The sequence below is a fragment of the Kitasatospora atroaurantiaca genome, from assembly GCF_007828955.1.
Lineage (GTDB): Bacteria > Actinomycetota > Actinomycetes > Streptomycetales > Streptomycetaceae > Kitasatospora > Kitasatospora atroaurantiaca.
This window is the reverse complement of record NZ_VIVR01000001.1, coordinates 4,799,510-4,824,873: the sequence shown is the minus strand read 5'-3', so window position 1 is coordinate 4,824,873 and position 25,364 is coordinate 4,799,510. Positions and strand designations below refer to the sequence as shown.

16 protein-coding genes are annotated in these 25,364 nt (G+C 72.6%); 4 read left to right on the top strand and 12 right to left on the bottom strand.

The genetic code is table 11. From position 1 onward, the window contains the following. Nucleotides 1-113: 113 nt before the first annotated feature. Nucleotides 114-2,285: an ATP-dependent DNA helicase UvrD2 gene (locus tag FB465_RS22095; RefSeq protein WP_281292389.1), complete on the bottom strand. Its 2,172-nt coding sequence runs from the start codon at nucleotides 2,283-2,285 to the stop codon at nucleotides 114-116. Between the two features lie 262 nt (nucleotides 2,286-2,547). On the opposite strand from FB465_RS22095, the gene FB465_RS22090 reads away from it, so the two are divergent. Next, a complete protein-coding gene (locus FB465_RS22090) occupies nucleotides 2,548-2,805 on the top strand; it encodes a mycoredoxin (protein ID WP_145793104.1) in 258 nt (85 codons plus the stop codon). A gap of 70 nt (nucleotides 2,806-2,875) precedes the next feature. Here the strand turns inward: FB465_RS22090 and FB465_RS22085 are convergent, their stop codons facing one another. After that, the gene (locus FB465_RS22085) at nucleotides 2,876-3,682 is read right to left on the bottom strand and encodes a GntR family transcriptional regulator (RefSeq protein WP_145793103.1); all 807 of its coding nucleotides are present in this window, start codon (nucleotides 3,680-3,682) and stop codon (nucleotides 2,876-2,878) included. A gap of 169 nt (nucleotides 3,683-3,851) precedes the next feature. Between FB465_RS22085 and FB465_RS22080 the strand changes: the two genes are divergently transcribed. After that, nucleotides 3,852-4,340, top strand: a complete 489-nt coding sequence (locus FB465_RS22080; protein ID WP_170290661.1) for an ATP-binding protein — start codon at nucleotides 3,852-3,854, stop codon at nucleotides 4,338-4,340. 204 nt (nucleotides 4,341-4,544) lie between these two features. On the opposite strand, the gene nudC is transcribed toward FB465_RS22080, so the two are convergent. From nudC to FB465_RS22055, 5 genes are all read right to left on the bottom strand, one after another. Further along, entirely contained in the window at nucleotides 4,545-5,477 is a 933-nt protein-coding gene (gene nudC, locus FB465_RS22075) for an NAD(+) diphosphatase (RefSeq protein ID WP_145793099.1), read from the bottom strand. A gap of 36 nt (nucleotides 5,478-5,513) precedes the next feature. After that, on the bottom strand, nucleotides 5,514-6,914 hold the full coding sequence (locus FB465_RS22070) for a dipeptidase (RefSeq protein WP_145793097.1): 1,401 nt from the start codon (nucleotides 6,912-6,914) through the stop codon (nucleotides 5,514-5,516). A 188-nt stretch (nucleotides 6,915-7,102) separates the two neighbouring features. Continuing rightward, entirely contained in the window at nucleotides 7,103-9,985 is a 2,883-nt protein-coding gene (locus FB465_RS22065; RefSeq protein WP_145793095.1) for an FtsX-like permease family protein, read from the bottom strand. After that, a complete protein-coding gene (locus tag FB465_RS22060) occupies nucleotides 9,982-10,755 on the bottom strand; it encodes an ABC transporter ATP-binding protein (protein WP_246192774.1) in 774 nt (257 codons plus the stop codon). The genes FB465_RS22065 and FB465_RS22060 overlap by 4 nt, the downstream gene beginning before the upstream one ends. 28 nt (nucleotides 10,756-10,783) lie before the next feature. Then, a complete protein-coding gene (locus tag FB465_RS22055; protein WP_145793094.1) occupies nucleotides 10,784-11,395 on the bottom strand; it encodes a PadR family transcriptional regulator in 612 nt (203 codons plus the stop codon). Nucleotides 11,396-11,456: 61 nt separating this feature from the next. Between FB465_RS22055 and FB465_RS22050 the strand changes: the two genes are divergently transcribed. Further along, nucleotides 11,457-12,428 (top strand): endonuclease/exonuclease/phosphatase family protein, encoded by a 972-nt coding sequence (locus FB465_RS22050; protein ID WP_246192773.1) that lies wholly within the window; start codon nucleotides 11,457-11,459, stop codon nucleotides 12,426-12,428. Here FB465_RS22050 and FB465_RS22045 read toward each other — a convergent pair. From FB465_RS22045 to FB465_RS22030, 4 genes are all read right to left on the bottom strand, one after another. After that, nucleotides 12,418-13,605 carry a PP2C family protein-serine/threonine phosphatase gene (locus FB465_RS22045; protein WP_145793090.1) on the bottom strand — a complete coding sequence of 396 codons (1,188 nt, stop codon included), beginning with the start codon at nucleotides 13,603-13,605 and terminating at the stop codon, nucleotides 12,418-12,420. The two genes, FB465_RS22050 and FB465_RS22045, sit on opposite strands and share 11 nt — an antisense overlap. Nucleotides 13,606-13,796: 191 nt before the next feature. Continuing rightward, nucleotides 13,797-16,988, bottom strand: a complete 3,192-nt coding sequence (locus tag FB465_RS22040) for an ATP-dependent helicase (RefSeq protein WP_145793088.1) — start codon at nucleotides 16,986-16,988, stop codon at nucleotides 13,797-13,799. 180 nt (nucleotides 16,989-17,168) lie between these two features. Further along, complete coding sequence (locus FB465_RS22035) at nucleotides 17,169-20,570, bottom strand: ATP-dependent helicase (RefSeq protein ID WP_145797508.1); 3,402 nt, start codon at nucleotides 20,568-20,570, stop codon at nucleotides 17,169-17,171. A 270-nt stretch (nucleotides 20,571-20,840) separates the two neighbouring features. Next, entirely contained in the window at nucleotides 20,841-21,167 is a 327-nt protein-coding gene (locus tag FB465_RS22030) for an MGMT family protein (RefSeq protein WP_145793087.1), read from the bottom strand. Between the two features lie 143 nt (nucleotides 21,168-21,310). On the opposite strand from FB465_RS22030, the gene FB465_RS22025 reads away from it, so the two are divergent. Further along, a complete protein-coding gene (locus FB465_RS22025; RefSeq protein WP_425461201.1) occupies nucleotides 21,311-24,046 on the top strand; it encodes a flippase-like domain-containing protein in 2,736 nt (911 codons plus the stop codon). 92 nt (nucleotides 24,047-24,138) lie between these two features. Here the strand turns inward: FB465_RS22025 and moeZ are convergent, their stop codons facing one another. Continuing rightward, nucleotides 24,139-25,317 carry an adenylyltransferase/sulfurtransferase MoeZ gene (gene moeZ / locus FB465_RS22020; RefSeq protein ID WP_145793085.1) on the bottom strand — a complete coding sequence of 393 codons (1,179 nt, stop codon included), beginning with the start codon at nucleotides 25,315-25,317 and terminating at the stop codon, nucleotides 24,139-24,141. Nucleotides 25,318-25,364: the final 47 nt, after the last annotated feature.

Genomic DNA, 25,364 nt, shown 5'->3' with positions numbered 1-25,364 from the left:
CCCCGCACAGCTCGCGATCTCGTCCCCTTGACCGCTCCGGCAGGCTATTGCTCTCCATGCACGGCGCGCAAACTATTTTTCCGGCGAGTTCTGAAGTGGTCTCAGCGAGCGGCTCAGGCCGGCTCGTCGGACTCCCCCTGAGTCTCCCCCTGCGGATCGGCCTCGGACTCGTCCGCAGGCTCCTCCCCAGCACACAACGACAACACGGCGGCCCCGTATTTGTCCAGCTTCATCGCACCGACGCCCGAGATCACGGCCAACTCGCGCTCGTTCGACGGGACGTCCTCGGCGATGGCCATCAGCGTGGCGTCGGTGAAGACCACGTAGGCCGGCGCGCCCTGCTTCTTCGCCTGCCGCGCCCGCCACTCGCGCAGCCGCTCGAACAGCGCCTCGTCCATCGAGGACGGGCAGCTCTCGCAGCGGCGCAGCTTGCGTTCGACGGCCTCGGTGAGCGTCTTGTCGCAGACCCGGCACTTGACCGGGCCGCGCACCTTGCGGGCCGCCGAGCGCTCCGCGCCGTACTCGACCCCACCGCGCCCGCCGCGCGCGCGGGGCACCGAGGAGCTCGAGCCGGGCCGCAGACCGTCCAGGAAGCGCGTCGGCTTTCGGCTCGCCCGGCCGCCCGGGGAGCGGGAGAGCGCCCAGGAGAGCGAGAGGTGCAGCCGGGCCCGGGTGACGCCGACGTAGAGGAGCCGGCGCTCCTCCTCGATCTGCTCGTCGGTCTTGGCGTAGATGATCGGAAGCGTGCCCTCGGTGAGGCCGACCAGGAAGACGGCGTCCCACTCCAGGCCCTTGGCGGCGTGCAGCGAGGCCAGCGTGACGCCCTCGACGGCGGGGGCGTGTTGGGCGGCGGCTCGGGCGTCCAGCTCGGCGACGTACGCCGCGAGGTCGGCGGCCTCGGCGGCCGCACGGCGCGCGGCCTCGAACTCCTCGGCCAGGCGGACGAGTGCCGCCAAGGACTCCCAGCGCTCGCGGACGGTGCCGGAGCCGGCCGGCGGGTCGGGCGTGAAGCCGCGGCTGGCCAGCACGGCCCGGACCTGGCCGGCCAGGTCGGGGGCGTCGGCCGTGAGCGGGTCGGACCCGGCGCGGGCGGCGCCCCTCAGCAGCATCACGGAGTCCCGGACCTCCGGGCGCTCGAAGAACCGCTCGGCACCCTTGAGCTGGTACGAGATGCCGAGGTCCGCGAGAGCCTGCTCGTAGACCTCGGACTGGCCGTTGGTACGGAACAGCACCGCGATCTCGCTGGCCCGGATGCCCTGCGCGAGCAGCTTCCTGATCTCGGCGGCGGTGGACTCGGCCTCGGTCGGCTCGTCGGCGTACTCGACGTAGACCGGCTCGGGCCCGGCCTCGCGCTGCGAGATCAGCTCGAGGCGGTGCTGGGCGGCCTGGCCGCGGGCCTTGGCGAGCAGGCCGTTGGCGAGGTGCACCACCTGCGGGGTGGAGCGGTAGTCGCGGACCAGCTTCACCACCGTGGCCTCGGGGTGCCGGGTGCGGAAGTTCAGCAGGTAGTCGGGGGTGGCGCCGGTGAAGGAGTAGATGGTCTGGCTGGCGTCGCCGACCACGCAGAGGCTGGCGCCGCCGCCCGTCCACTGGTCGAGCAGGCGCTGCTGCAGCGGGGAGACGTCCTGGTACTCGTCCACCGTGAAGTGGCGGTACTGGGCGCGGACCCGGTCGGCGATCTCGGGGCGGTCCTCCAGGATCGCGGCGGTGAGCAGCAGCACGTCCTCGAAGTCGATCACGCCGCGGTCGCGCTTGGTCTGCTCGTACGTGGCGTAGACCCTGGCGATCTCGGCCGGGTCACGCGGGGCCTCGCGGCCGGTCTTGACCACGGCGGCCGGGTAGTCGTCCGGCACGATCTGGGTGACCTTGGCCCACTCGATCTCGCTGGTCAGGTCGCGCAGCTCGGTGCGCTGGACGCGCAGGCCGCTGCGGCCTGCGGCCTCCGCCACCAGCTGGACCTTGCGCTCCAGCAGCCGGGGCACCTCGCCGCCGATCGCGCGCGGCCAGAAGTACTGGAGCTGGCGGAGCGCCGCGGAGTGGAAGGTCCGCGCCTGGACGCCCTCGGCGCCGAGCTGGCGCAACCGCCCGCGCATCTCGCCGGCCGCCCGGGCCGTGAAGGTCACGGCGAGCACCTGCTGCGGCTGGTAGACGCCGCTGCGCACGCCGTACGCGATCCGGTGGGTGATGGCGCGGGTCTTGCCCGTCCCGGCGCCCGCCAGGACGCAGACGGGCCCGTGCAGGGCGGTCGCGACGGCCCGCTGCTCGGGGTCGAGGCCGGCCAGCACGGCGTCGGCGCCGAGCGGTGCCGCGCCGGCGTAGCTGTCGTACGGGTCGCCGCCCAAGAGGTCTTCCTGCATGCCGTCCATCCTCGCAGGCCCGGATGACAGTCTGTCCCGAGTTGTCCACAGGTCGGGTGTGACGAACGGATAATCTCTGCGCGCCACGGCGTGCGGGCTACCCTGCGCGCCGGGCGCGCGAGGAATGCCCGATGCACGCGGGACGTTCTCGCCTCAGACCGTACGCCCCCTCCCGAAGGAGTCCACCGCCATGTCCGGCAGCGTCACGATGTACAGCACGACCTGGTGCGGCTACTGCAACCGTCTCAAGAGCCAGCTGGACCGTGAGGGCATCGGCTACGACGTGATCAACATCGAGGAGGACCCGGCCTCGGCGTCCTTCGTCGAGTCGGTGAACAACGGCAACCAGGTCGTGCCGACCGTCATCGTCAAGCCGGCCAACGGCGGCGAGCAGGTCGTGATGACCAACCCGAGCCTCCGTCAGGTCCAGGCCGCACTGGTCGGCTGACGAACTCGGCTGACGCAGACTCCGTACGCCAGCGGCCTCGACCCCCACGGGTCCGGGGCCGCAGGCGTTTTCAGTCACCGTCGACCGGTGCGGGCCTGGCGGCGAGCTCCCCGAGGCCGTACACCAGCCGGCAGCGGTCCGCGGAGTAGCGCGTCTCGATCACCCGCACCGGCCCGCGCCGGTCGTACGTGACCCGGGTCTGCACCAGCAGCGGCACCCCCGGCCCGCCCTGGAACCAGGCCGACTCCTCCGGGCCCGGCATCCGGGAGACCAGGTGGTCGACCCCGCCGATCTCGGTCCGCCCCAGCCCGGCGAGCACCGCCTCGTCCCCGCCCGGTACCGGATCGGGCTCCATCAGCGGTGTGCCCGCGGCCAGACCGGCCCGGTAGTGGCTCTCCTCGATCGAGTAGGGCTCACGGTCCATCAGCCGCAGCTGGCGGCGGACCACCACGGCCTCGCCCGGCCGCAGTCCGAGCCGCTCGGCGATGTCGACCCGGGCCCGCACGATCAGCATCTCGAAGTCGGCCGTCAACCGACGGCCCCGCTCGTGTGCCTCTTTCGTGTACACCTCGGTCGGTGCGGCCAGGCAGTCCCGCTGGCCGGGGACGAGCGCGGGCCCGTACGCGCGATGGTCGAGCACGGGATGGTCCTTCAGATAGGTGCCCTTGCCCTGGAGACGGACCAGCCGACCCTCGTTGACCAGCACGTCAACCGCGAGGCGCACGGTGTTGCGGGCCACGCCGTACTGCTGCTCCAGCTCGCCCTCGACCGGCAGCGGAACGTCGCTCGGCCACTCCCCGGCCGCGATGCGGCGGCGGAGATCGGCGGCCAGGCGCTGGTACTTGGGGGATTGGGCAGTGCCCCGTGGGATTGTCACCCGAGTGAATGTAGCGATGGGGGTTGCGCCATTTCAGCGAAACCAAGCAATATTGGCCAGGATTGGGGATTCTGAGATTGATCCCGAACAGGTCGATTGCAGTCGCCCGGCGGCACCGTCGCCATATCGGGCGTCACATTCCACGCACGCACACCCCGGGGGCGGACCCATGCCCGTAACCAGCACCGCACACCAGAACAGAGCGCGGCAGGCCGAGAAGGAACGCACCGACCCCTCCGGGGCCGAGCGTCGGCCGGGCCGGACCCTCGAAGCCGCCGACCGCGGCGCGTGGTCCGCGACGGCCTCGTTCCCGCCACAGCCGCGCAACGTCGGCCGGGCCCGCCGGCTGACCCGTACCGCACTCGCCGCCTGGGGCGCCTCCCAGCTGACGGACTGCGCCGAGCTGCTGGTGTCCGAGCTGGTCACCAACGCCCTGCGCTACGGCCACGGCGCGATCTCCATCACCCTCGCCCTCACCGACAGCGCCCTGCAGATCTCCGTCGCGGACTTCGGGCGCGGCCTGCCGCAGCCCCGCGAGGCCGCCGAGGAGGACCCGAGCGGCCGGGGCCTGGCGATCGTCAGCGCCCTGTGCGAGCAGTGGACGGTGACCACCCGGCTGACCGGGAAGACCGTCAGCTGCTGGCTCGAACTGTCGTAGCACAACAGTTTTCAGTTCTGATCAGAAAAATAAAGAAAAAGGGGAGCGGGGAGCCAAAGGGCGCGCCGGTGTCGAAAGGGACGAGCGACGAGCGACGAAGGAGCGCGGGAGCGAGGAGTGTCGACACCGGGCCAAGAGCGCCCGGCGGCGAGCCGCCCCAGAAAGGGGGCGTGCGGCATATTGCCGCACGCCCCCTTTCTGCTTCTACCAGCGAGCCGCGGAAGGCAGCGGTTCGCCGTACCAGAGTTCGACCAGATGACGTGCGATCGAAATTCCGGACGGCGGCAGGATCTCCCCCGCCGCCATTCCGGCCCGCAACTCCTCGCGGGAGAACCAGCGCGCCTCGGCCAGCTCCTCGCCGTCCACCGTGATCGCGGTGCCCGCCGGGTCGGCCTTCCCGAGGAAGCCCAGCATCAGGCTGGACGGGAAGGGCCACGGCTGGCTCGCCACGTAGCTGACCTCGGCGACCCGGACCCCGGCCTCCTCGAACACCTCGCGGGCCACCGCCTGCTCGATCGACTCACCGGGCTCGACGAATCCGGCCAGCGTGGACCAGCGGCCCTCCGGCCAGATCGCCTGACGGCCCAGCAGGCAGCGGTCCTGCTCGTCGGTGATCATCATGATCACCGCCGGGTCGGTCCGCGGGTAGTGCTCGGCCGTGCAGGAGGTGCAGCGGCGGACGTGTCCGGCCCCGGCCTTCTCGGTCGGGTGGCCGCAGCGCGAGCAGAAGCTGTGCAGCCGGTGCCAGTGCTCCAGGGCGACGGCGTGCACGAGCAGCCCGGCGTCCCGGTCCGAGAGCAGAGCACCCACCTCGCGCAGCCCGGCCGGTCGGGCGTCGCCGTCCAGCCGCCCGGGCAGGCTCTCGCAGGCCAGTGCGAAGTACGAGGTGCCGTCGTCGTCGGTGCCGAGGAAGTAGCGGTCCCCGGCCTGCGGTGACTCGAAGGAGGCCAGCAGCACCAGTTCGGTGCCCAGCTCGGTGTCGACCACGAAGGCCTCACCACCGGCGATGGGCAGCACCTTGGTGCTCGGGTGGCTCCAGGCCGCGGCCAGCCACGGCTCGTCGAACCGGTGCTGCGCGGCCCGGTCCACGCCGGCCCGGGCGAGGGCGAGGTGCTTGGTGTCAGGCACGGTGCTCAACTCGGTCCATCCCCGTTCGAATAGTCATCAGGTCGGTCACGCCCTGCGCCAGTTCTCGGCCAGGTCGCCCCAGAGGTACGCGGCGGTCTCCACGCCCTTGCTCAGCAGGTCCAGCTCGACCTTCTCGTTCACGGAGTGCCAGCCGTCCGAGGGCACCGAGATGCCCAGGAACAGCACCGGCGCGCCGAGCACGTCCTGCAGGTCGGCGGCCGGTCCCGAGCCGCCCTCGCGGGTGAAGAGGATCTTCTGCTCGAAGGCCCGGCCCATCGCCCGCACGGTGGACTGCAGCGCCGGGTGGTCCAGCGGGGTCAGGCAGGGGCGGGTGGCACCGGGGAAGACGACCTCGTACCGGATGCCGTCCGGCACCTGGCCGGCCACCCACTCCCGGACGGCCTCGCGGACCTTCTCGATCTCCTGCCCCGCGACCAGCCGGAAGGAGAGCTTGAGGTGCGCGTCCGCCGGGACGATGGTCTTGCCGCCCGGGCCGGTGTACCCGCCCCAGATGCCGTTGACCTCGGCCGTCGGCCGGGCCCAGACGCGCTCCAGGGTGCTGTAACCGGCCTCCCCCTGGGTGCCGTACGACTTGGCGACGCGCAGCCACTGGGCCTCGTCGAAGGGCAGCTCGGCGAAGAGCTCGCGCTCACGGTCCGTCAGCTCGACGATGCCGTCGTAGAAGCCGGGGACGGCGACCTTGCGGTCGGCGTCGTGCAGCGCGGCGGCCAGCGAGGCGGCGACGTCGGCCGGGTTGGGTACGGCACCGCCGAAGGAGCCGGAGTGGATGTCGGTGTCCGGGCCGAACAGGTCGATCTGGGCGTCGGCCAGGCCGCGCATACCGGTGCAGACCGTCGGGGTGTCCTCGGCCCACATGCCGGTGTCGGAGATGATCACGACGTCCGAGGCCAGGCGGGCGGCCTCGCGGCGGATCAGCGCGGCGAAGTTCGGGGAGCCGGACTCCTCCTCGCCCTCGATCAGCAGCTTGAGGTTGACGGCGGGCGCGGTACGGCCGGTGGCGGCCAGGTGGGCGCGGACACCCAGGGTGTGGAAGAAGACCTGGCCCTTGTCGTCGGCCGCGCCGCGGGCGAACAGCTGCTTGCCGACCACGGTCGGTGTGAACGGCTCGGTCGCCCAGCCGTCCTCCTTGGCGGCGGGCTGGACGTCGTGGTGCCCGTACACCAGCACGGTGGGGGCGGACGAATCCCCGGACGGCCACTCGGCGAAGACCGCCGGCAGACCGTCCGTCTCCCAGACCTCCGCCACCGGGAAGCCTGTCTCGCGCAGCTTGTCGGCCAGCCACTCGGCGGAGCGGCGGACGTCGGCGGCCCGGGTCGGGTCGGCGGAGACGGACGGGATGCGCAGCCAGTCGGAGAGGTCCTGGAGGAAGGCGGCCTGGTGCTGGTCGATGAAGGAGCGGACGACGCTGTCCGGGGTTTTCGTCATACGGACGACTTTAGTTCGCCCATGCGGGTGCGTGCCCCGGCGGTCCAGGGACAGCACCCGTAACCTCGATCACCTTTGTCAGAGAGGGCACCAGTGGGGGCGCGGGGAACTGCGCGTCCGGCCATGCACCTCCGTAGAGGGCTGGTCACGCAGTTCCCCGCGCCCCTGGGGTGCCCGAGTGCGTACGGTCAGGCCGAGCGCCGCACCAGGGTCATCTTGGAGCGGGTGAAGAGCATCGCCAGCAGGACGGCCACGGCGGGCAGCACCAGCAGCGTGATCCCGATGTTCAGCCACGGGATGGCGATCACCACGTGGCCCTCCTGCGCCCCGGACATGACGGCCTCGATGTGGGACATGCCCTGCATCTTCCGCAGCGCGATCGCGGGCACCATCCCGCTGATCGTGCCGAGCACCGCGCCCATCGCGGCGATCACCCCGCACTGGAAGCCGGAGAGCCTGCGCCGGATGCCGCCCGCCGCCCCGACCGCCGACAGCGTGGCCAGGTCCCGCTGGGAGTCCGCGGCCGCGAGGCCGGTGGCGATCCCCGCCGCACCCAGCGCGACGATGGCGGCGAAGCCGGTCAGGCCGAGGCTGGTCAGGTCGTTCCGCGCGCGGTAGCCGCGCTCCACCTCCAGCTGGCTCGACCCCGAGATCTTGCTGACGGCAGCGGTGGCCTTCTGCTCGGCCGAGCTGCTGGGCACCGTGTCCGGCAGCCAGACCGAGCCGGCGTCCGAGGTGGTCAGGCCGAGCCGGTGCGCGGTCTCGGGAGTGAGGAGGGCTACGCCGCCGGGGACCTGCGCGGTGGCCACGACGGCCTCGACCGTGACCTCGTGGGTCTCCTGCTTGGGGGCGTCCGCCACCTTGCCGTCAGCCCCGACCTGCATCGTTCCGGCGCTCTGCTCCTTCATCGGCTCGGTGAGCTCGATGGTGATCTTCCCGTCCTTGAGATAGACCGGGTCGAAGACCACCGCCTTGCCCCCCGTGAGGGCCTGCACGGCCGCCGGGTCCTGCACCCCGAAGAGGTTGTGCAGCGCGGTCGCGTCGCCGGCCGGGAGCATTCCGAACTGCCCTCCGTAGCCCCGGGTCTGCTCGGCCTGGCAGCGCGGGTCCTGCATCAGCCGCCGGTACTCGGCCTCGTCCATCTGCGGGCCGGTGTTGTCCCGGTCGTGGGCCGGGCAGCGGCGCTCCTTGGGGATGATCACCTCGGCGTTGCCGCAGGAGCCCCCGCCCTTGCGGCAGTCCCCCTTGTAGCCGGTGGTGTAGACGTCGGCGCGGGCGCCGAGGGCCGGCATCGACTGCTCGACCGCGGCCCGCTGCTGCGGCAGCAGCTTGGCGTCGGCACTGGGCCCCCAGCCCGTGGCCAGCAGTACGGCTCCACTGGGCAGACTCGCCTGGTACTGCTCGCGGCTCTGCTGGTCGGAGCTCGTCGTGTAGATGCCCACCGCGACCGAGCCGGCCACCGCCGCCATCACGGCGGCCACCGCGGGTGCGGTCCGGCCGCGGTGACGTACCGAGTCCCGCAGTGCCAGCCGGGGGCTGAGCGGCATCCAGCGGCCGAGCCTGCCGAACAGGCCGACCAGCATCGGGGTGCAGACCACCATGCCCAGCTCGGCGATCACCGAGCCGCCCAGCACGGCGGTGCTGCGGCTGCCGACGTTGGCACCGAACAGGGCCAGCGCGGCGCCGCCGGCGAGCATCAGCAGGCCGAGCAGGGCCAGCCACCTGTTCGGCGGCTTGACCGAGCCCCGCCCGGTCAGTGCCTCCACCACGTCCTGCCTGGCCGCCTGGACGGCCGGGACGACCGCCGCGAGCAGGCCGGTGACCAGGCCGAGCGCGGCCACCCCGAACAGGTCGAGCGGCTGCAGGTCGAAGTGCCCGAAGCGGCGTCCGGCCAGCTCCTCCAGCCAGGGGCGGACGGCGCCGACCAGGCCGATCGCGAGCACCACACCGACGGCCGCACCGGCCAGGCCGAGCACCACACCGCCACCGAGCACCACCGCCCGGATGTGCGAGCGGTCACCGCCACCGGCGGCCAGCAGGCCGAGCTGCCGCCGGGACCGCCTGGCCCCGACGGCGAAGGCGGGGCCCGCGAGCAGCACGATCTCCAGCAGCGCCATCCCGGCGACGGTCGCCAGGATCACCAGCCCGGTGTCGTCGATGTACTTGCCGACGCCTTGCTCGTACTGGTCCTGCTCGACGTAGTACGGCACCTGCGAGCGCGGCGGCGGGTCGAGCACCACGCTGCGCGAGGTGACCGTGAAGCCGTACTTGTTGGCCTCCAGGACCTTCGGCCAGTCCAGGACGGTTCCGGCCGGCAGCTGGACCAGCCACTTGCCGTTGCTGAACGGGCCGTTGTCCCTGGCGCTCTGGCCGTTGGCCCTGGCCAGCGGATCGACGAGCGCGCCGGGGCGGCCGATCAGCTGGTCGGTGGTCAGGTCGCCCGGGTACTCGGCGACACCGGTGATGGTGAACGGCTTGTCGTCCAGCCCGCGCAGGCTGGTGGTGTCACCGACCTTGAGGCCCGCCTGGTCGAGGAAGTGCCGGGTCGCGGCCAGCTCCTGCGGAGCGCTCGGCGCACGGCCCTCGACCAGATCGACCTTGCCGTGCCAGACCGGGTTGGTCAGATCCGCCTCGGCGGTCCTGACCCCGAGCCGGCCGTCGCGGGTGGTGGCCGAGGCGCCGGCGCCCTCGGTGTACGGGATCAGCACGCTACCGGCCGGCAGCACCTGCTTGACCAGCTCGGCGGGCTCGACCGTCAGGCTCCTCTGCTGCTCCGGCGTGGGCTTCTCGCCGGTCCTGGGCATGTGCGCGTTCGAGCCCTCGTCGGCGATCGGCGGCTGCAGCACCGTCATCCCGCGTCCGTACGCGGAGACCAGCGCGTCCGCGCCGCCCATCAGCCGGACGATCTTCTCCCCCGGCTCCAGCTCGGCACTGCGGTAGACCACGTCGGCGCCGGCCACGCCGAGCACCGGCAGGGCGATCATGGCGAGGACGAGGGCGCTGCGGCCCTTGGCACGCAGGGCGTCGCGGCGGGCGATGCGCAGGGCGACCCGCCAGGCGGTGAGCTTCACTCGGCCACCGGGCCCTTGATGCTGTTGGTGGCGGCACTGACCAGCAGGGCGGCGGCGTCCTGGCTCACGCTCTCGTCGACCATCCGGCCGTCCCGGAGGAACACCACCCGGTCCGCCCAGGCCGCGTGCCGGGCCTCGTGGGTGACCATCATGGCGGCCGCACCCGCGTCGCAGCGGGCCCGCAGCACGGCCAGGACGGCCTCCCCGGTGGTGGAGTCGAGCGCACCGGTCGGCTCGTCGGCGAGCACCAGGCGGCGGTCGCCGATCAGGGCGCGGGCGATGGCGACGCGCTGCTGCTGGCCGCCCGACATGTCGTCGGGGAAGCGGTCCGCGAGCTCGACGATGCCGAGCTCCTCGAGGGCCGTGATCGCCTCGCGGCGGGCGGCGCGGCTGGATATCCCGTCCAGTTCGCGGGGCAGTGCGATGTTCTCGGCGGCGGTCAGCGCGGGGATCAGGTTGTAGTCCTGGAAGACGTAACCGATCGCCCGGCGGCGGACCTGGGCCTGCTTCTTGCGCGAGAGCCCGCCGAGCGCGACGCCCTCGACCAGCACCTGACCGGTGGTCGGGCTGTCCAGGCCGCCGGCCAGGGTGAGCAGGGTGGACTTGCCGGAGCCGGAGGGCCCCATCACGGCGACGAGTTCGCCCGGGCGCACCTTGAGGTCGACGCCGCGCAGGGCGTGCACCTCGGCGGCGCCCTGGCCGTGGACCCGGGTGACGTGCTCCAGGTGCAGCACCACGTCGGTGCCTGCGGTCGCTTGAGAGGTGGTCAACTTTCCCCCTGCTGTCGTGCGGTGGACTTCAGATTCGGGTGCGGCGGCGCGGCTTGGCCGAGCTCTCGGCGGGCGCCTGGTTCTGCCCCGGCGTGGGCGGCTCGGGCTGCTGCCGGTGCTGCGCGAGACGGGTCTCGCAGTGGTCCAGCCAGCGGATCTCCGCCTCGGTCTGGAAGATCAGCTGCTCCAGCACCAGCAGCCAGGCCAGGTCGGCCTGACGGCCCGCGTCGGCGGCGAGTGCCTGGCCCTTGAGCCGGGTGTAGTCCTGGAGTGCCTTCATGCTGTGCCGGCGCTGCGACTGGACGACTGCGGCGACGTCCACGCCCGGAACGGTGACGGCCATCGCCAGCTTGATCGCCAGTTCGTCGCGCGGCGGGTTGGTCCGGGGCACCGGGGTGTCGAACCAGTTGCGCAGTTCCGCGCGTCCTGCCTCGGTGACGGCGTAGAACTGGTGGCCCTCGTCGTCCTCACCGTGCGGCGCGACCAGACCGTCCCTCTCCAGGCGGCCCAGCGTGGTGTAGACCTGGCCGACGTTGAGTGGCCAGGTCGCGCCCGTACGGGCCTCGAACTCGGTGCGGAGCTGGTAGCCGTAGCGCGGGCCCTGGTCGAGCAGGGCGAGCAGGCCGTGACGGATGGACATACCGAGTATGTATACCCGGTATGCCCGAGGGTCACAAGCGCAGCGGGTACCGTCGTGCAGTGTGAGCCAGCTGCGCATCGCCACCTTCAACCTGTTGCACGGTCAGCCCCTGGCCGCCGACGGCAGCCCGCTGCCCTACCCTCCCGAGGCCGCCGACCCTCTCGCCGAGGCGATCACCGAACTGGACGCGGACGTACTGGCGATCCAGGAGGTCGACCGCCACCAGGAGCGCTCCGGGTTCGTCGACCAGACCGCCGTTGCCGCGAAGGCGATGGGCGCCGCCGACTGGCGCTTCGCCGCAGCCCTGCACGGCCGCCCGGCACCGCTGGCCGGCTGGGTGCCCGACCCCTCCGTCCCCGGCCTGCAGGTCTACGGGCCCGGCGAGGTGGGCACCGCCACCGAGCTGCCCTCGTACGGCACCGCGCTGCTCACCCGGCTGCCGGTGCACCACTGGCGGGCCCGCCGGTTCGCCCCGGCGCCGTTCGGGCTGCCCCTGCGGGTGGCCGGGCGGCGCGGGCTGACCCCCGTACCGGACGAGCCGCGCGCTGCGGTGGCCGCCGTACTGCAGGGTGAGCACGGGCAGTTCACGGTGGTCGCGACGCACCTGTCCTTCGTGCCGGGCTGGAACATGGCACAGCTGGCCGCAATCCGCCGCTGGATCGCGGACCTGCCGAAGCCGTACCTGGTGCTCGGCGACTTCAACCTGATCGGCGCGGTTCCGCGGACGGTGCTCGGCGGCGCGGCGGCACTGGATCCCGAGACCCGGCGTGATCGCGTGCGGGACCTGCGGGTGGCCCGGCGGGCCCGGGCGGCCCAACCGGGTCCGCGCCGGCGCCGGGTGCGCGAGCCGCGCCCGCGACTGCAGGGCTGGTACGACCTGGCGAAGACGCCGACCTACCCCTCGCACCGGCCGGCCGTGCAGTTCGACCACGTGCTCGCGATAGGCGTGCCACGCGCGGCCGTCGGCCCGGCGGCCGCGCCGCACGCGGCCGTTTCGGACCACCGCCCGCTGGTGGTCGAGGTCAGCCTGTAGTCAGCGCCTGCTGGCCGTTCTGGTGCGGGAGTTGCGGCACGATGGGCTCGTACTGGAGGAGCAGCATGGCGGCATCGTCGCCCAGCTTGCGGCCGACATGGCGGACGACGTCGTCGTGCAGCCGGTGCAGCACCTCGACCGGGCCGCCGACGGCGCAGTGCGGGAGCCGCTCCGCCAGCGGGTAGAAGGCGCCGCGGTGGTCGCGGGCCTCGATCACCCCGTCGGTGAAGAGCAGGACACGGTCGCCGGGTTGGACCTTCACCCGCTGGACGGGCGGGCTGACGTCGGCCGGGTCGAGCACCCCGAGCGGCGGGACGGTCTCGTCCAGCTCCAGCGCCCGTACCGGCTCGCCGGTACGGAGCAGAAGCGGGGCGGGGTGTCCGCAGTTGACGATCTCGGCGGTGCCGTCGGGGCAGACGCCGATCAGGACGAGGGTGACGAACTCCTCCTCCACGCCCGGGTGGTCGTTCTCGTGCAGGGCGCGGTCCAGACTGACGGCCAGCCAGCCGGCCACCTTCTGCAGGGAGGGCTCCTGGTGGGCGGCCTCCCGGAACGCCCCGAGCACGGCGGCCGCCGTCTCCACGGCGTTGAGGCCCTTGCCCCGGACGTCGCCGACCACCGCGCGCACCCCGTGCCGGGTGTTGACCACCTCGTAGAGGTCGCCCCCGATGCTGGCGTGCTCGGCCGCGGCCGCGTAGTGCACGGCGGCCCGGACGCTGCCGACCCGGTCGGGGACGGAGCGCAGCAGCACCCGGCGGGCGATCTCGGCGACCAGTTGGGCGTCGGCCAGTGCCTGCTCCTGACGGACCCGCAGGGTCGCGCTGACCCAGCCGATCCCGGCGACCAGGGCGATCGCGAAGACCGTCGCACTGTGCACGGACTCGCCGAGCACCTCGTTGTAGACGGCCATCAGGAAGGCGGCGGCCTCGGTCAACAGGCCGATGAACAGCGGGTACCAGGTGCGCCGGCTGACCACGGCGGCCAGCGCGGGAACTGCGGTGAGGGCCGGTTCGACCGTCACCTCGGTGTTGCTGAAGTAGTCGAGGGAGACGACCAGGAGCATGCCGATGAACGGCAGCGCGAGGGCGGTCCTCGGCCACGTGCCCGTAACCGTGCCTGGAACGGCTCCCGGGGTCGGCCCCGCCAGCCGCTCTCTGATCCATCCGGTCGCGCTCAACTTCGGTCTCTCCAGCAGAAGGTGGCCGGTGCCAGGGGACACCTGCGGTGATGACTGAGGGTGAGGAACTACGGTCCTCGCGGGTGGCCGGGGTCCGGGGGTGACCGGTTACCGACCCCACAATAGGCGCGAAAAGTGCGCAGTGCTCAGGTTTCGCGCGATCCTGTGACGACTTGGATGCTCTGAGTGACTCATTCTTCACTATTCCCGATCAGAAGCCTGGTCAACTCTTTTCGGTCAGGAAGTCCTGAGGGTCTTTCGACACGCCCACTGCGGACGTATAGAAACGAAGCCGTGACCTGCTCCGGCTCCACACCCATCTGCTCGGCCCAGGCGACCCGGTAGATGGCGAGCTGCAGCGGATCGGCCGTCTCCTCCCGGTGGGTCTTCCAGTCGACGACCTCGTAGTGTGACGAGGACGGTGACCCTGAGCCACCGTCACGCTCCCGGTAGACCGCATCGATCCGGCCGCGCACCACCCGGCCCGCCAGCACCAACTGGAACGGCGCCTCGACCCGGTACGGCGTCCGGTGTGCGTACGGGCTGCGCAGGAAGGCCTCCTTGAGCCGCTCCAGATCGCGCTCGTCCTCGATCCCGTCGTCGTCCACACCCGGCAGCGCGCCGGGCTCGATCAGCATCAGCGGCTCGATCCTGGACTGCACCCAGGCGTGGAAACGGGTGCCCCGGCGGGCGGCCGGCTGCGGCGCACGCGGCATCGGGCGGGCCAGTTCGCGGGCGAAGCCGTCCGGATCGGCGGCCAGGCGCATCAGCTGGGAGGCCGACATCGAGGCCGGCAGCGGGACTTCACGCACCGCCCGCCGGGACCGCTCCAACTCGCCCAGCAGGGCGGTGAGATCGCGATCCCAGGAATCGACCTGCCGCTGGTCCTCGATCGCCAGCCGCTCCGGCTCGGGGGCACCCTCCCCGGCCAGCCTGCGCTGCACCACCTCGGCGACCCGGCGCCGGGCGGACTGGGCGGCCGGGTCCAGCGGCAGCGGCCACGGGGTCTCGACGGTGGCGGTCAGCGCCGGGTTCTCCGCGTCCGGAAGCGGCGCCTCGGCCCACTGCTCGACCTCGCCGCAGCCCGGCTGCCCGCAGTGCTCGGACAGCGCCTTCAGGAAACTCGACGGGCCGCGCCGGCGCTTCTGGCTCGGCCCCCACCAGTGGCCGGAGGCCAGCAGCAGCGAGCGGGGGCGGGTGAAGGCGACATAGCCGAGGCGCAGCTCCTCGGTCTGCGAGTGGGCGGCCATCTCCTTCTTGAACAGGCCCATCTCCTTCGGGGCCCAGGCCGCGATGTCGGGCAGGGTGGCCGCGTCACCGCGCAGGAGGTGCGGGAGCACCCTCTTGGTACTCGTCCAGCGCTCGCGGCCCTTGCCGCTCGGGAAGGTGTCCTTGACCAGGCCGGGGACGGCGACCACGTCCCACTCCAGGCCCTTGGACTTGTGGGCGGTCAGCACCTTCACGGTGTCCTCGCCGCCGGGGAGGCTGTTGTCCAGGCCGCGCTCGTACTCCTGAGCGGCGCGCAGGAAGGCCAGGAAGGCGGCGAGCCCCGGGTCCCCGTCCAGGTCGGCGAACCCGGCGGCGATGTCCAGGAAGCTGTGCAGCGTCTCCCGCCGCCGGGCGGCCAGGGCGAGCGGGGAGGCGGAGAGCTCGACCTCCAGGCCGGTCACCGTGAGGACCCGGTGCAGTACGTCCATCAGCGGCTCGGCCAGCGAGCGGCGCAGCTCGCGGACCTCCTGGGCGAGCCTGGCGAAACGGACCCGGGCCTCCGGGGAGAACGGCAGCTCGTCGGGCTGCTCGGCGTCGAGGAAGGTCTCCAGCGCGTCGGAGAGCGAGACCACCTCGGTGGGGTCGGTCTCCGCTACGGCGGCGGCCAGCGCGTCCACGCCCTCCGGGCCGCCGGTGCGGACCAGCTGGGTCGCGCGGCGGCCCAGCAGGGCGAGGTCACGCGGGCCGATCCGCCAGCGCGGGCCGATCAGCAGGCGGACCAGGGCCGCGTTGGCGGTCGGGTCCTGCAGCACCTCGCAGACGGAGACCAGGTCGGCCACCTCGGGCAGCTGCAGCAGCCCGCCGAGGCCCACCACCTCGACCGGGACCTCGCGGGCGACCAGCGCCGCGTGGATGTCGGGGAAGGCCACGCCGCCCCGGCAGAGCACGGCGATCCGGCCCGGGGCGGTCCCGGTGAGGACCAGGTGGGCGATCGAGTCGGCCAGCCAGTCGATCTCCTCGGCATGGGTGGGCAGCAGGGCGCAGCGTACGAAGCCCTCCTGCTCGGCGCCGGGGGCCGGACGGAGCGCCTCGACGCCCTGGTGCATGTCGCGCAGCGGCACGGCGAGCTCGTTCGCGAAGGCGAGCAGGCGGCCGCCGCTGCGGCGGTTCTCGCTGAGCGAGTAGCGGACGGCCGGGGAGCCGTCGCGGCGCGGGAAGTGCTCGGGGAAGTCGTCCAGGTTGGCCACGGAGGCCCCGCGCCAGCCGTAGATGGCCTGGCAGGGGTCGCCGACTGCGGTGACCGGGTGGCCGGAGGGTGCCCCGAAGAGCCCGGCGAGCATCAGGCGCTGAGCGACCGAGGTGTCCTGGTACTCGTCCAGCAGGACCACCCGGTACTGGGCCCGCAGCAGCTCGCCGACCTCGGGCCGCTGCTGGGCGAGCCGGGCCGAGGCCGCTATCTGGTCGCCGAAGTCCATCAGCCCGGCCGCCCCTTTGCGACGGCGGTACTCCTCGACCAGCTGGAGCAGCTCCAGCCGGGCGCGGGCCGTCACCGGGACAGCACGAAGGTCGTCGTTGCTGAGCTTGGCGGTGGCCAGCGAGTCGAGCAGGGCGCTGTCGAAGGTCCGCAGGTCGGCCGGCTCCACCAGGTGCTCGGCCAGCTCGCTGTCCAGCGCGATCAGGTCCGCGACCAGGCCGGAGAAGGCGCCGGTCAGCGCGGGGAACGGCCCCCGGGCGGAGCGCAGCACCTTGGCGGCCAGCTGAAAGCGGGTGGCGTCGGCGAGCAGCCGGACGTCCGGCTCTATGCCGATCCGGAGGCCGTGCTCCTTGAGGAGCCGCCCGGCGAAGGCGTGGTACGTGGAGATCTCCGGCTCACCGAGGGACTCCTCGTCGGTCTCGATCACCTGGGCCCGGAGCAACGCGGACCGCACCCGCTCGGCGAGCTCACCGGCCGCCTTGTTGGTGAACGTGAGCCCGAGCACCTCCTCCGGCCGGACGGCCCCCGACCCGACCAGCCACACCACCCGGGCGGCCATCACCGTCGTCTTGCCCGACCCGGCACCGGCGACGATCACGGCAGGCTCCAGCGGGGCGCCGATGGCCAGCATCTGCTCCCGGTTGAAGGGAATGCCGAGCAGCTCCTTGAGCTGGTCGGGGTGGGTGAGCACGGATCGCACGCCGACCAACCTAACCGCTGCCGCCGACACCTGGTGCCCAGCCGAGCACGGTCGCCTTCGGGCACGCGGCCGGCCTTGCAGTCTCCAAGGGCGCGGGGAACTGCGCGAAACCGGAAGCGACGGTGCCGCACCTACCGCCCAGCGCAGCTCCCCGCGCCCCTGATCAGCTAGCCCGATCCGCTAATCGATCAGTTGGCGGCCGTCCCGCTGCGCCGAGCAGCTGCTGCGGAACGAGCAGCGGGTGCAGTTGTCCCCCGCCGACGGGACGAAGCGCTCGGCGAGCACGCGTCCCGCCGCGTCGGCGAGCAGGTTCTCGATCCACGGCTCACCGTCCGGCGGCCCCTGCTGCTGCACCTTGGGACTCTCGGCGTCCCCCTTGGCGGGCTCGCGCAGGTGCACCAGCTCGGCCCCGCCGGTCTCCGCGCCGTCCTCGAAGCCGGGCAGCCCGGCGAGCGCCCCGCCGCGTACGGCGAGCTGGTAGACCGCCAGCTGCTTGTGCTCGGGCAGCGACTTCTCGGTGGGGATCTGCTTGCCGGTCTTGAAGTCGACCACGTACGCCCGGCCGATCTCGTCCTGCTCCACCCGGTCCATCGAGCCCCGGATCCGGACGTTGATCCCGCCGACCGGGAGGGTGAGGTCGAAGCCGTGCTCGGTGGCGACGGTGGTGCGGCCGCGTTCCAGGACGTGCCAGTGCAGGAAGCGTTCAAGGGCCGCGCGGGCCTGGTCCTTCTCCTGGTGGGACTTCCAGGGGGCGTCGAAGGCGAGCGCGTCCCAGACGGTGTCCAACCGCTCCATCAGGACCGCCAGGTCCGCCGGGGTGCGGCCGGAGCCGACCTCGTCGGCGAGCGCGTGCACCACGTTGCCGAAGCCCTGGGCGGCCGTGGTGGTGCTCGCCGCCTTGACGTCCTTGTCCAGGAACCACTGGAGCGAGCAGTTCTCCAGCTGCTCCAGGCCACTGCCGGAGAGCCGGACGGGCTCGGTCGCATCGCGCAGCGGCTCGGGGGCGTCGGTCCGGTCGACCAGGCCCCACCAGCGGTCCGGGTGGGCGGCGGGCACCAGGGGGTAGCCGTCCTCGTCGGTGGCGGCGGCCAGCTGGGCCAGCCGTTCGGCGGCTGCGCGGCGCAGCTCGGGCGCCCTTCCGGGGTCGACGGTGACCGCACGCAGCTCGGCGACCAGCGCCGACACGGCGAGCGGGCGGCGCGGGCGGTGGGTGACGTCCTCGACGGTGACCTGCGGGGTCCGGCTGCGGACCCGGCCGGTGCGAGGGTCGAGCTCCTCGCGGTACAGCTCGCGCAGGAAGCGGGACGGCTCGTCGCCGTCCTCGGCCGGGGCCTTGACGGCGGTGACGATCAGCCGCTCCTTCGCCCGGGTCGCGGCGACGTAGAAGAGCCGGCGCTCCTCGCCGAGCAGCGCGGACGGGGAGAGCGGCTCGGCCAGGCCGTCCCGGCCGATCCGGTCCGCCTCGAGGAGGGAGCCCCGGCGCCGCAGGTCCGGCCAGAGGCCGTCCTGGACCCCGGCCACCACGACCAGCCGCCACTCCAGGCCCTTGGACCGGTGGGCCGTCATCAGGCGTACGGCCTCCGGCCGCACCGCCCGGACGGTGAGGGTGTCGGCGGCGATGTCCTGGGCCTCCAGCTCGGCCAGCAGGTCCAGCGCGCCCCGGTGTCCGGTGACCTGTTCCTCGGCGCGGGCGGCGGTCTCGAAGAGGGCGCAGAGCGCGTCGAGGTCGCGGTCGGCGTTACGGCCTGCCGCGCCACCGCGCAGGGCGGAGCGCTCCAGCCGCTCCCGCCAGCGCCGGCTGCCGTCCCAGAGCTCCCAGAGCGCATCCTCGGCACTGCCGCCGCCGGCCAGCAGCTCGCGCACCTTGCGCAGCAGCACGCCCAGGTCCCGGGCCCGGCGGGCGTACAGCGGGTCCATCGCGACCAGCCGCTCGGGCTCCGCCAGCGCCTCCCGGATCAACTCGTCAGCAGACCGCACCGGGCCGCCCCCAGGGGCGCGGGGAACTGCGCGAGACGGAAGATCCCCCGCCGTCACCGCTTCGCCGACCTCAGGAGGCACTCGGTCGCGCAGGGCGGTCTCGGGGTGCCCAGTTGCTGCGAGAAGGTCCAGTTCCGGGAACAGATCTTCCGTTTCGCGCAGTTCCTCGCGCCCCTGGTGGTGCAACTGACTGGATTGCCTCAGCGCCTGGCGCTCCTCCTCGCGCAACGCGCGCCCCAAGCGCCGCAGGTCGGAGCCGTCCAGCCCACCGAGCGGGCCGGTCAGCAGGGTGCGGGCCAGCTCGGCGGTGCAGGCCTCGGCGGGCTGGGCGCAGACCCGCAGGGCCAGCAGCAGCGGGGCCACGGCCGGCTCCTCGCGCAGCGGCAGGTCGTCGCCGTCGATCTCCAGCGGTACGCCGGCCGCGCTCAGCGCCCGCCGCACGCCCGGGATGGAGCGCGACCCGGCCCGGACCAGCACCGCCATCTCGCCCCACGGCACCCCGTCCTCCAGGTGCGCGCGGCGGAGCAGGTCCGCGATGCTGTCCAGCTCGGTGCCGGGGGTCGGGTACGTGTAGACCTCGACCTTGCCCCCCTCGCGGGAGGGCAGCAGCGCGCGGTGCTGGGCCAGCTTGTCGGCGGGCAGCCGGCCCATCGGCATCCGGCGGGCCAGCTCCCGGGTCGCCGCCAGCAGGACGGCGCCGGAGCGCCGGGAGACCCGCAGCACCTTGACCTCGGCCGGCCGTCCGTCGGCCTGCGGGAAGGACTGCGGGAAGTCGAGGATGCCGTTGATGTCGGCGCCGCGGAAGGCGTAGATCGACTGGTCCGGGTCCCCTACGGCCACCAGGTCGCGCCCGCCGCCCGCGAGCTGCCTGAGCAGCCGGACCTGCGAGGGGTCGGTGTCCTGGTACTCGTCGACGAAGACCACCTCGTACCGCTGCCGGAGCTCGGCGCCCACCTCGGGCCGCTCGGCGAGCAGCACCGCGCGGTGCACCAGCTCGGCGTAGTCCAGTACGCCGCGCAGGTCGAGCACGTCGAGGTAGTCGGCGAGGAAGTGCGCGGCGGCGGCCCAGTCGGGGCGCTGGACGCCGTCCGCGAAGCGCGCCAACTCGGCCTCACCGAGCCCGAGCTCGCGGCTACGGGCCAGCACGGCGCGGACCTCGTCGGCGAAGCCACGGGTGGTGAGGCAGGCCCGCAGGTCGAGCGGCCAGCTGATCCGGCCTATGCCCAGCTTGGCGTCCTCGGCGCCGCCCGCGAGCAGCTCACGGACCATCACGTCCTGCTCGGGCCCCGACAGCAGCCGCAGCGGCTCGGCGTACGACTCCGGGTCCTGGTGCGCGCGGAGCAGGGCGTAGCAGAAGGAGTGGAAGGTGGTCGCCTGCGGGGACACCCGGGAGCTGCCCAGCCGGGCGGTCATCCGGTCGCGGAGCTCCATCGCCGCCTTGCGGCTGAAGGTGAGCACCAGGATCCGCTCGGGGTCGGTACCGCTCTCGATCCGCCGGACCACCGACTCCACCAGCGTGGTGGTCTTGCCCGTCCCCGGCCCCGCGAGCACCAGCAGCGGACCGCCCGCGTGCTCGGCCACCGCCCGCTGGTACGCGTCCAGCATCGGCGGGGCGGGCTGTGCGAGCGGGCTGCGCACCAGTCTGAAGGGGGAGGTCACGGAGGTCCTGAGCGGTGGAGATCGGGTGGGCCGGGCCGGGCCCGTACGCAACGAGCCTACGATCCTGCCCCGTCATGTCCGCCCGCGCACCCGTTTCCCGGCAGCTGGACCCCGAGCCGCGCCCGATGGCCGGAAAAAGGGGGCGCATGAGGTGCCGGGTGCGCCCGGTGTGAGGAATGCGGGGGCAGGCCGCGGCGCAGGCTCCTCGGTGTGTGGTTACTTCCCGTCCCAGCGCGCGCGCTTCAGGTCGACCCGGGGCTCGCCGCCGACGTCGCGCAGCGGGGTGCCCTCCACCCGGTAGTTGGCGAGGGCCCGGTCCTCGTGGTCGGGCAGCGGCCGGCCGTCGGCCCGGATCACCCGCCACCAGGGCACCGCGCCGCCGTACAGCGCCATCACCCGGCCGACCTGCCGGGGCCCGCCCTGGCCGATAAACTCGGCGACATCCCCGTACGTCATGACCCGGCCGGGCGGGATCCGCTCGGTAAGGTCGAGCACCGACTCGGCGAAGGGCGGCAGTTCGCCCGCGTTCCCACTCTCCGTCATCTGCGGCATTCTTCCCCATCCGGTCGATTCCGGAGCCCCGTGCGGGGGATTCGCCGCGCCCGATACGGCCCCTGTCCAGCGCGAGTCGGCCGGGCATGCCACCATCTTCGGGGCGGTGAGTGGTGATACGAGGACAAGACCAGATGACCGGGACGGCAGGCGTGGACGTGGACGAGGGCTCGGACGAGTCCGCCACCGGTCGCTCCGCGGGCTCGGGCCACGACCTGCCGCAGGAACCTGAGGAGCCGCGACCGGTCCCACCGGCACCGCGGGTTCCACCGGCGCCTGAGGTGTCTCCGGCACCATCGGCAGCAGAGGTGTCTCCGGTACCACCGGTATCACTGGACAAGCCGGTATCACCGGACAAGGGGGAGAAGGGCGTGGCGGCCGAGGAGCCACCGAACGGCGGCGACCTCGCCGTGGACGAGCCGCTGCTCGCCGCCCGAGCGCACCGGCCGTCCGATCTGATCCGGTTCCTGACCGGCGTCCTGGGCATCATCGCGCTCTTCCTGGTCGCCAGATTCGCGATCTCGACCACCACGGGCCTCGAGAACGACATCTCCGTCAACGCCCACCGGATCCCGAACGTCCTGAGCACCATCGCCGCCCTGGTGTCGAGCGTCGCGGTACTGGCCGTCCCGCTCGCCTTCGCCGTCGAGCGCCTGATCAAGCGGGACGGCCTCCGGGTCGCCGACGGCGTGCTGGCCTCGGTACTCGCGTACGGGGTCTCGCTGGGCGTCGACTGGTGGGTCGCGGCCGGGGCACCACCCGCGATCCGGGACGCCCTGACCCAGCTGCCGCCCGACGGCGGCCAGACGCTGACCGACCCGGTGCACGGCTACCTCGCGCCGGTGATCGCCTATATGACGGCGGTCGGCATGTCGAGCCGCCCGCGCTGGCGGGTCGCGCTCTGGGTGGTGGTGATCCTCAGCGGGATCACGGAACTGGTGAGCGGCTACGCCACGCTGCTGTCGCTGATCCTGACGGTCCTGATCGGCTGGTCCGTCGCGTACGGCACGCTGTACGCGATCGGCTCGCCGAACATCCGGCCGACCGGGAAGCACCTGCTGATCGGCCTGCGGAAGGTCGGCTTCGCCCCGGTGGGCGCGCACCGCGCCCCCGACGCCCCCGGCGGGACCAGGCGTTACTACGTCGTCCAGCAGGACGGCCCGCCGCTGGACGTCCACATCATCGACCGGGAACAGCAGGCATCCGGCTTCTTCTACCGCGCCTGGCGACGCCTGCGCCTGCGCTCGGTGGCCGTCCGCCGCAGCCCGCAGTCGCTGCGCCAGGCACTGGAGCAGGAGGCCCTGATCGCGTACGCGGCCGCCGCCTCCGGCGCCCGCGCCCCGCAGCTGGTGGCCACCTCCGAGCTCGGCCCGGACGCCGCCATCCTGGTGTACGAACAGGTGGCCGGGCGGACGCTTGACGAACTGGAGGACGAGGAGATCACCGACCAGGTGATGGCCTCGTTCTGGGAGTCGGTCACCGCACTGCACGAGCGCCGGATCGCGCATCGGCGGCTCACCGGCGAGTCACTCCTGGTGGTGGACGAGAAGACCGGCTGTCTGGTGAACCTCTCCGGCGGTGACATCGCGGCGGGCGACCTGACCCTGCGGATCGACGTCGCGCAGCTGCTCACCACCTTCGCCCTGCGGGTCGGGCCGGAACGGTCGGTCGCGGTGGCCAACCGGGTGCTCGGCGCCGACCGGGTCGCCGCCTCCCTGCCCCTGCTGCAGCCGGTCGGCATGAGCCGCTCCACCCGCATCGATCTCAAGCGCCTGGTCAAGGAGCGCAAGGCCGCCGCCCAGGCGGTGGCCCTGGAGCAGGTGGCAGCGGGCGAGCGGACCCAGCAGCAGGCCGAGGAGGACATCGCCACGGCCAGCGAGGACCTGCTGAGCCAGATCCGCGGCCAGATCCTGCAGATCGCGCCCGAGGCCCCGCTGGCACCCGCCAAGCTCGAGCGGCTCAAGCCGAAGACCCTGATCACGGTGATCGCGCTGGGCTTCGCCGCCTATCTGGCGCTGACCCAGATCAAGCCGGCGCAGCTCAAGCTCTCCCAGATGGACTGGGGCTGGGCGGCGGTCGCCCTGGTAGCCGCCGTGCTCAGCTACGGTGCGGCGGCGATGAGCCTGACCGGCTTCGTGCCGGAGCGGCTGCCGTTCGGCCGCACCGTCGCGGCGCAGGTGGCCGGGTCCTTCGTGAAGCTGGTCGCACCCGCGGCGATCGGCGGTATCGCGCTGAACACCCGGTATCTGCAGAAGTCCGGCATTCGCTCCGGCCCGGCGGCGGCGAGCGTGGGCGCGTCGCAGCTGGCCGGCCTCAGCGGGCACCTGTTGCTGCTGTTCTGCTTCGGCCTGATCACCGGCAGCCAGACCAACGGGGATCTCGGCGCCTCGCGAGCGGTGATCATCGCGGTCCTCACGGCGGCGGTGCTGGCCCTGGTGGTCGCCGCCGTCGCTCCGCTGCGCCGGTTCGTGGTGACGCGGGTGCGCTCGCTGTTCTTCGGCGTCGTCCCCCGGATGCTCGATCTGATGCGTCAGCCCGGCAAGCTGTTCACGGGCTTCGGCGGGATCCTCCTGCTGACCCTCTGCTTCACGGCCTGCCTCGACGCCTCCGTGCTGGCCTTCGGCGGGTCGATCAGCTTCTCGGCCGTGGCGGTCGTCTTCCTGACCGCCAACGCGGCCGGCTCGGCCATCCCGACGCCGGGCGGGGTCGGCGCGGTGGAGGCCGCACTGATCACGGCGCTGACGTTCGCCGGTGTCCCCGCCTCGGCCTCGACGCCGGCGGTCTTCCTGTACCGGGCGCTGACCTTCTGGCTGCCGGTGATCCCGGGCTGGATCTCGTACAACGTGCTGCAGCGCAAGGGAGCGCTCTAGACGGTTCCGGACGGGCTCCGACAGGTCCTCGACAGCCGGAAGGGCCGCCCACTCAGCTTGAGTGGGCGGCCCTTCCGGCTGTCAGCCGAGGTCTAGTAGACCGGCTTGTGGGGCTCGATCTGGTTGACCCAGCCGAGCACGCCGCCGCCCAGGTGGACGGCGTCGGAGAAGCCGGCGGACTTGAGGACGGCCAGCACCTCGGCCGAGCGGACGCCCGACTTGCAGTGCAGCACGATCTTCTTGTCCTGCGGCAGCGTCTCCAGCGCGTTGCCCATCAGGAACTCGTTCTTCGGGATCAGCACGGCGCCGGGGATGTTGACGATCTCGTACTCGCCGGGCTCGCGGACGTCGACGAGGAAGATGTCCTCCTTGTCGTCCTGCCACTCCTTGAGCTGCTTCGAGGTGATCGTGGAGCCCGCGGCGGCAGCCTGGGCCTCCTCCGACACGACGCCGCAGAAGGCCTCGTAGTCGATCAGCTCGGTGACCGTCGGGTTGTCGCCGCAGAGCGCGCAGTTCGGGTCCTTGCGGACCTTGACCTGGCGGTAGTTCATCTCCAGGGCGTCGTAGATCATCAGTCGGCCGACCAGCGGCTCGCCGACACCGGCCAGCAGCTTGATCGCCTCGGTGACCTGGATCGAGCCGATGGACGCGCAGAGCACGCCCAGCACGCCGCCCTCGGCGCAGGACGGGACCATGCCTGGCGGCGGGGCCTCCGGGTAGAGGCAGCGGTAGCACGGGCCGTGCTCGGCCCAGAAGACGCTGGCCTGGCCGTCGAAGCGGTAGATCGAACCCCAGACGTACGGCTTGCCGAGCAGCACCGCGGCATCGTTCACCAGGTACCGGGTGGCGAAGTTGTCGGTGCCGTCCACGATCAGGTCGTAGCCGGAGAAGATCTCCATGACGTTGGAGTTGTCGAGGCGCTCCTCGTGGAGGATCACGTTGACGTAGGGGTTGATCTCCTTGACCGAGTCCCGCGCCGACTCGCCCTTGGAGCGGCCGATGTCGGACTGGCCGTGGATGATCTGCCGCTGCAGGTTGGACTCGTCAACGGTGTCGAACTCGACGATGCCGAGCGTGCCGACGCCCGCCGCGGCCAGGTACATGAGCGCGGGCGAGCCGAGGCCGCCGGCGCCGACGCACAGCACCTTGGCGTTCTTCAGCCGCCTCTGCCCGGCCATCCCGACATCGGGGATGATCAGGTGGCGGGAGTACCGGCGGACCTCGTCGACGGTGAGCTCGGCGGCCGGCTCGACCAGGGGTGGCAGCGACACGGGGACTCCGATGGTCGTCAGTAGTTCGGTTACAGCTTTCGATTACA

What these genes read in the sequence shown, in the direction of transcription:
- FB465_RS22030 (WP_145793087.1), bottom strand. Translation starts at nt 21,167, where the DNA reads ATGACGGAGAGTGGGAACGCGGGCGAACTGCCGCCCTTCGCCGAGTCG.
- FB465_RS22035 (WP_145797508.1), bottom strand. Translation starts at nt 20,570, where the DNA reads ATGCTGGACGCGTACCAGCGGGCGGTGGCCGAGCACGCGGGCGGTCCG.
- FB465_RS22070 (WP_145793097.1), bottom strand. Translation starts at nt 6,914, where the DNA reads ATGACGAAAACCCCGGACAGCGTCGTCCGCTCCTTCATCGACCAGCAC.
- FB465_RS22090 (WP_145793104.1), top strand. Translation starts at nt 2,548, where the DNA reads ATGTCCGGCAGCGTCACGATGTACAGCACGACCTGGTGCGGCTACTGC.
- FB465_RS22080 (WP_170290661.1), top strand. Translation starts at nt 3,852, where the DNA reads ATGCCCGTAACCAGCACCGCACACCAGAACAGAGCGCGGCAGGCCGAG.
- FB465_RS22025 (WP_425461201.1), top strand. Translation starts at nt 21,311, where the DNA reads ATGACCGGGACGGCAGGCGTGGACGTGGACGAGGGCTCGGACGAGTCC.
- FB465_RS22055 (WP_145793094.1), bottom strand. Translation starts at nt 11,395, where the DNA reads ATGTCCATCCGTCACGGCCTGCTCGCCCTGCTCGACCAGGGCCCGCGC.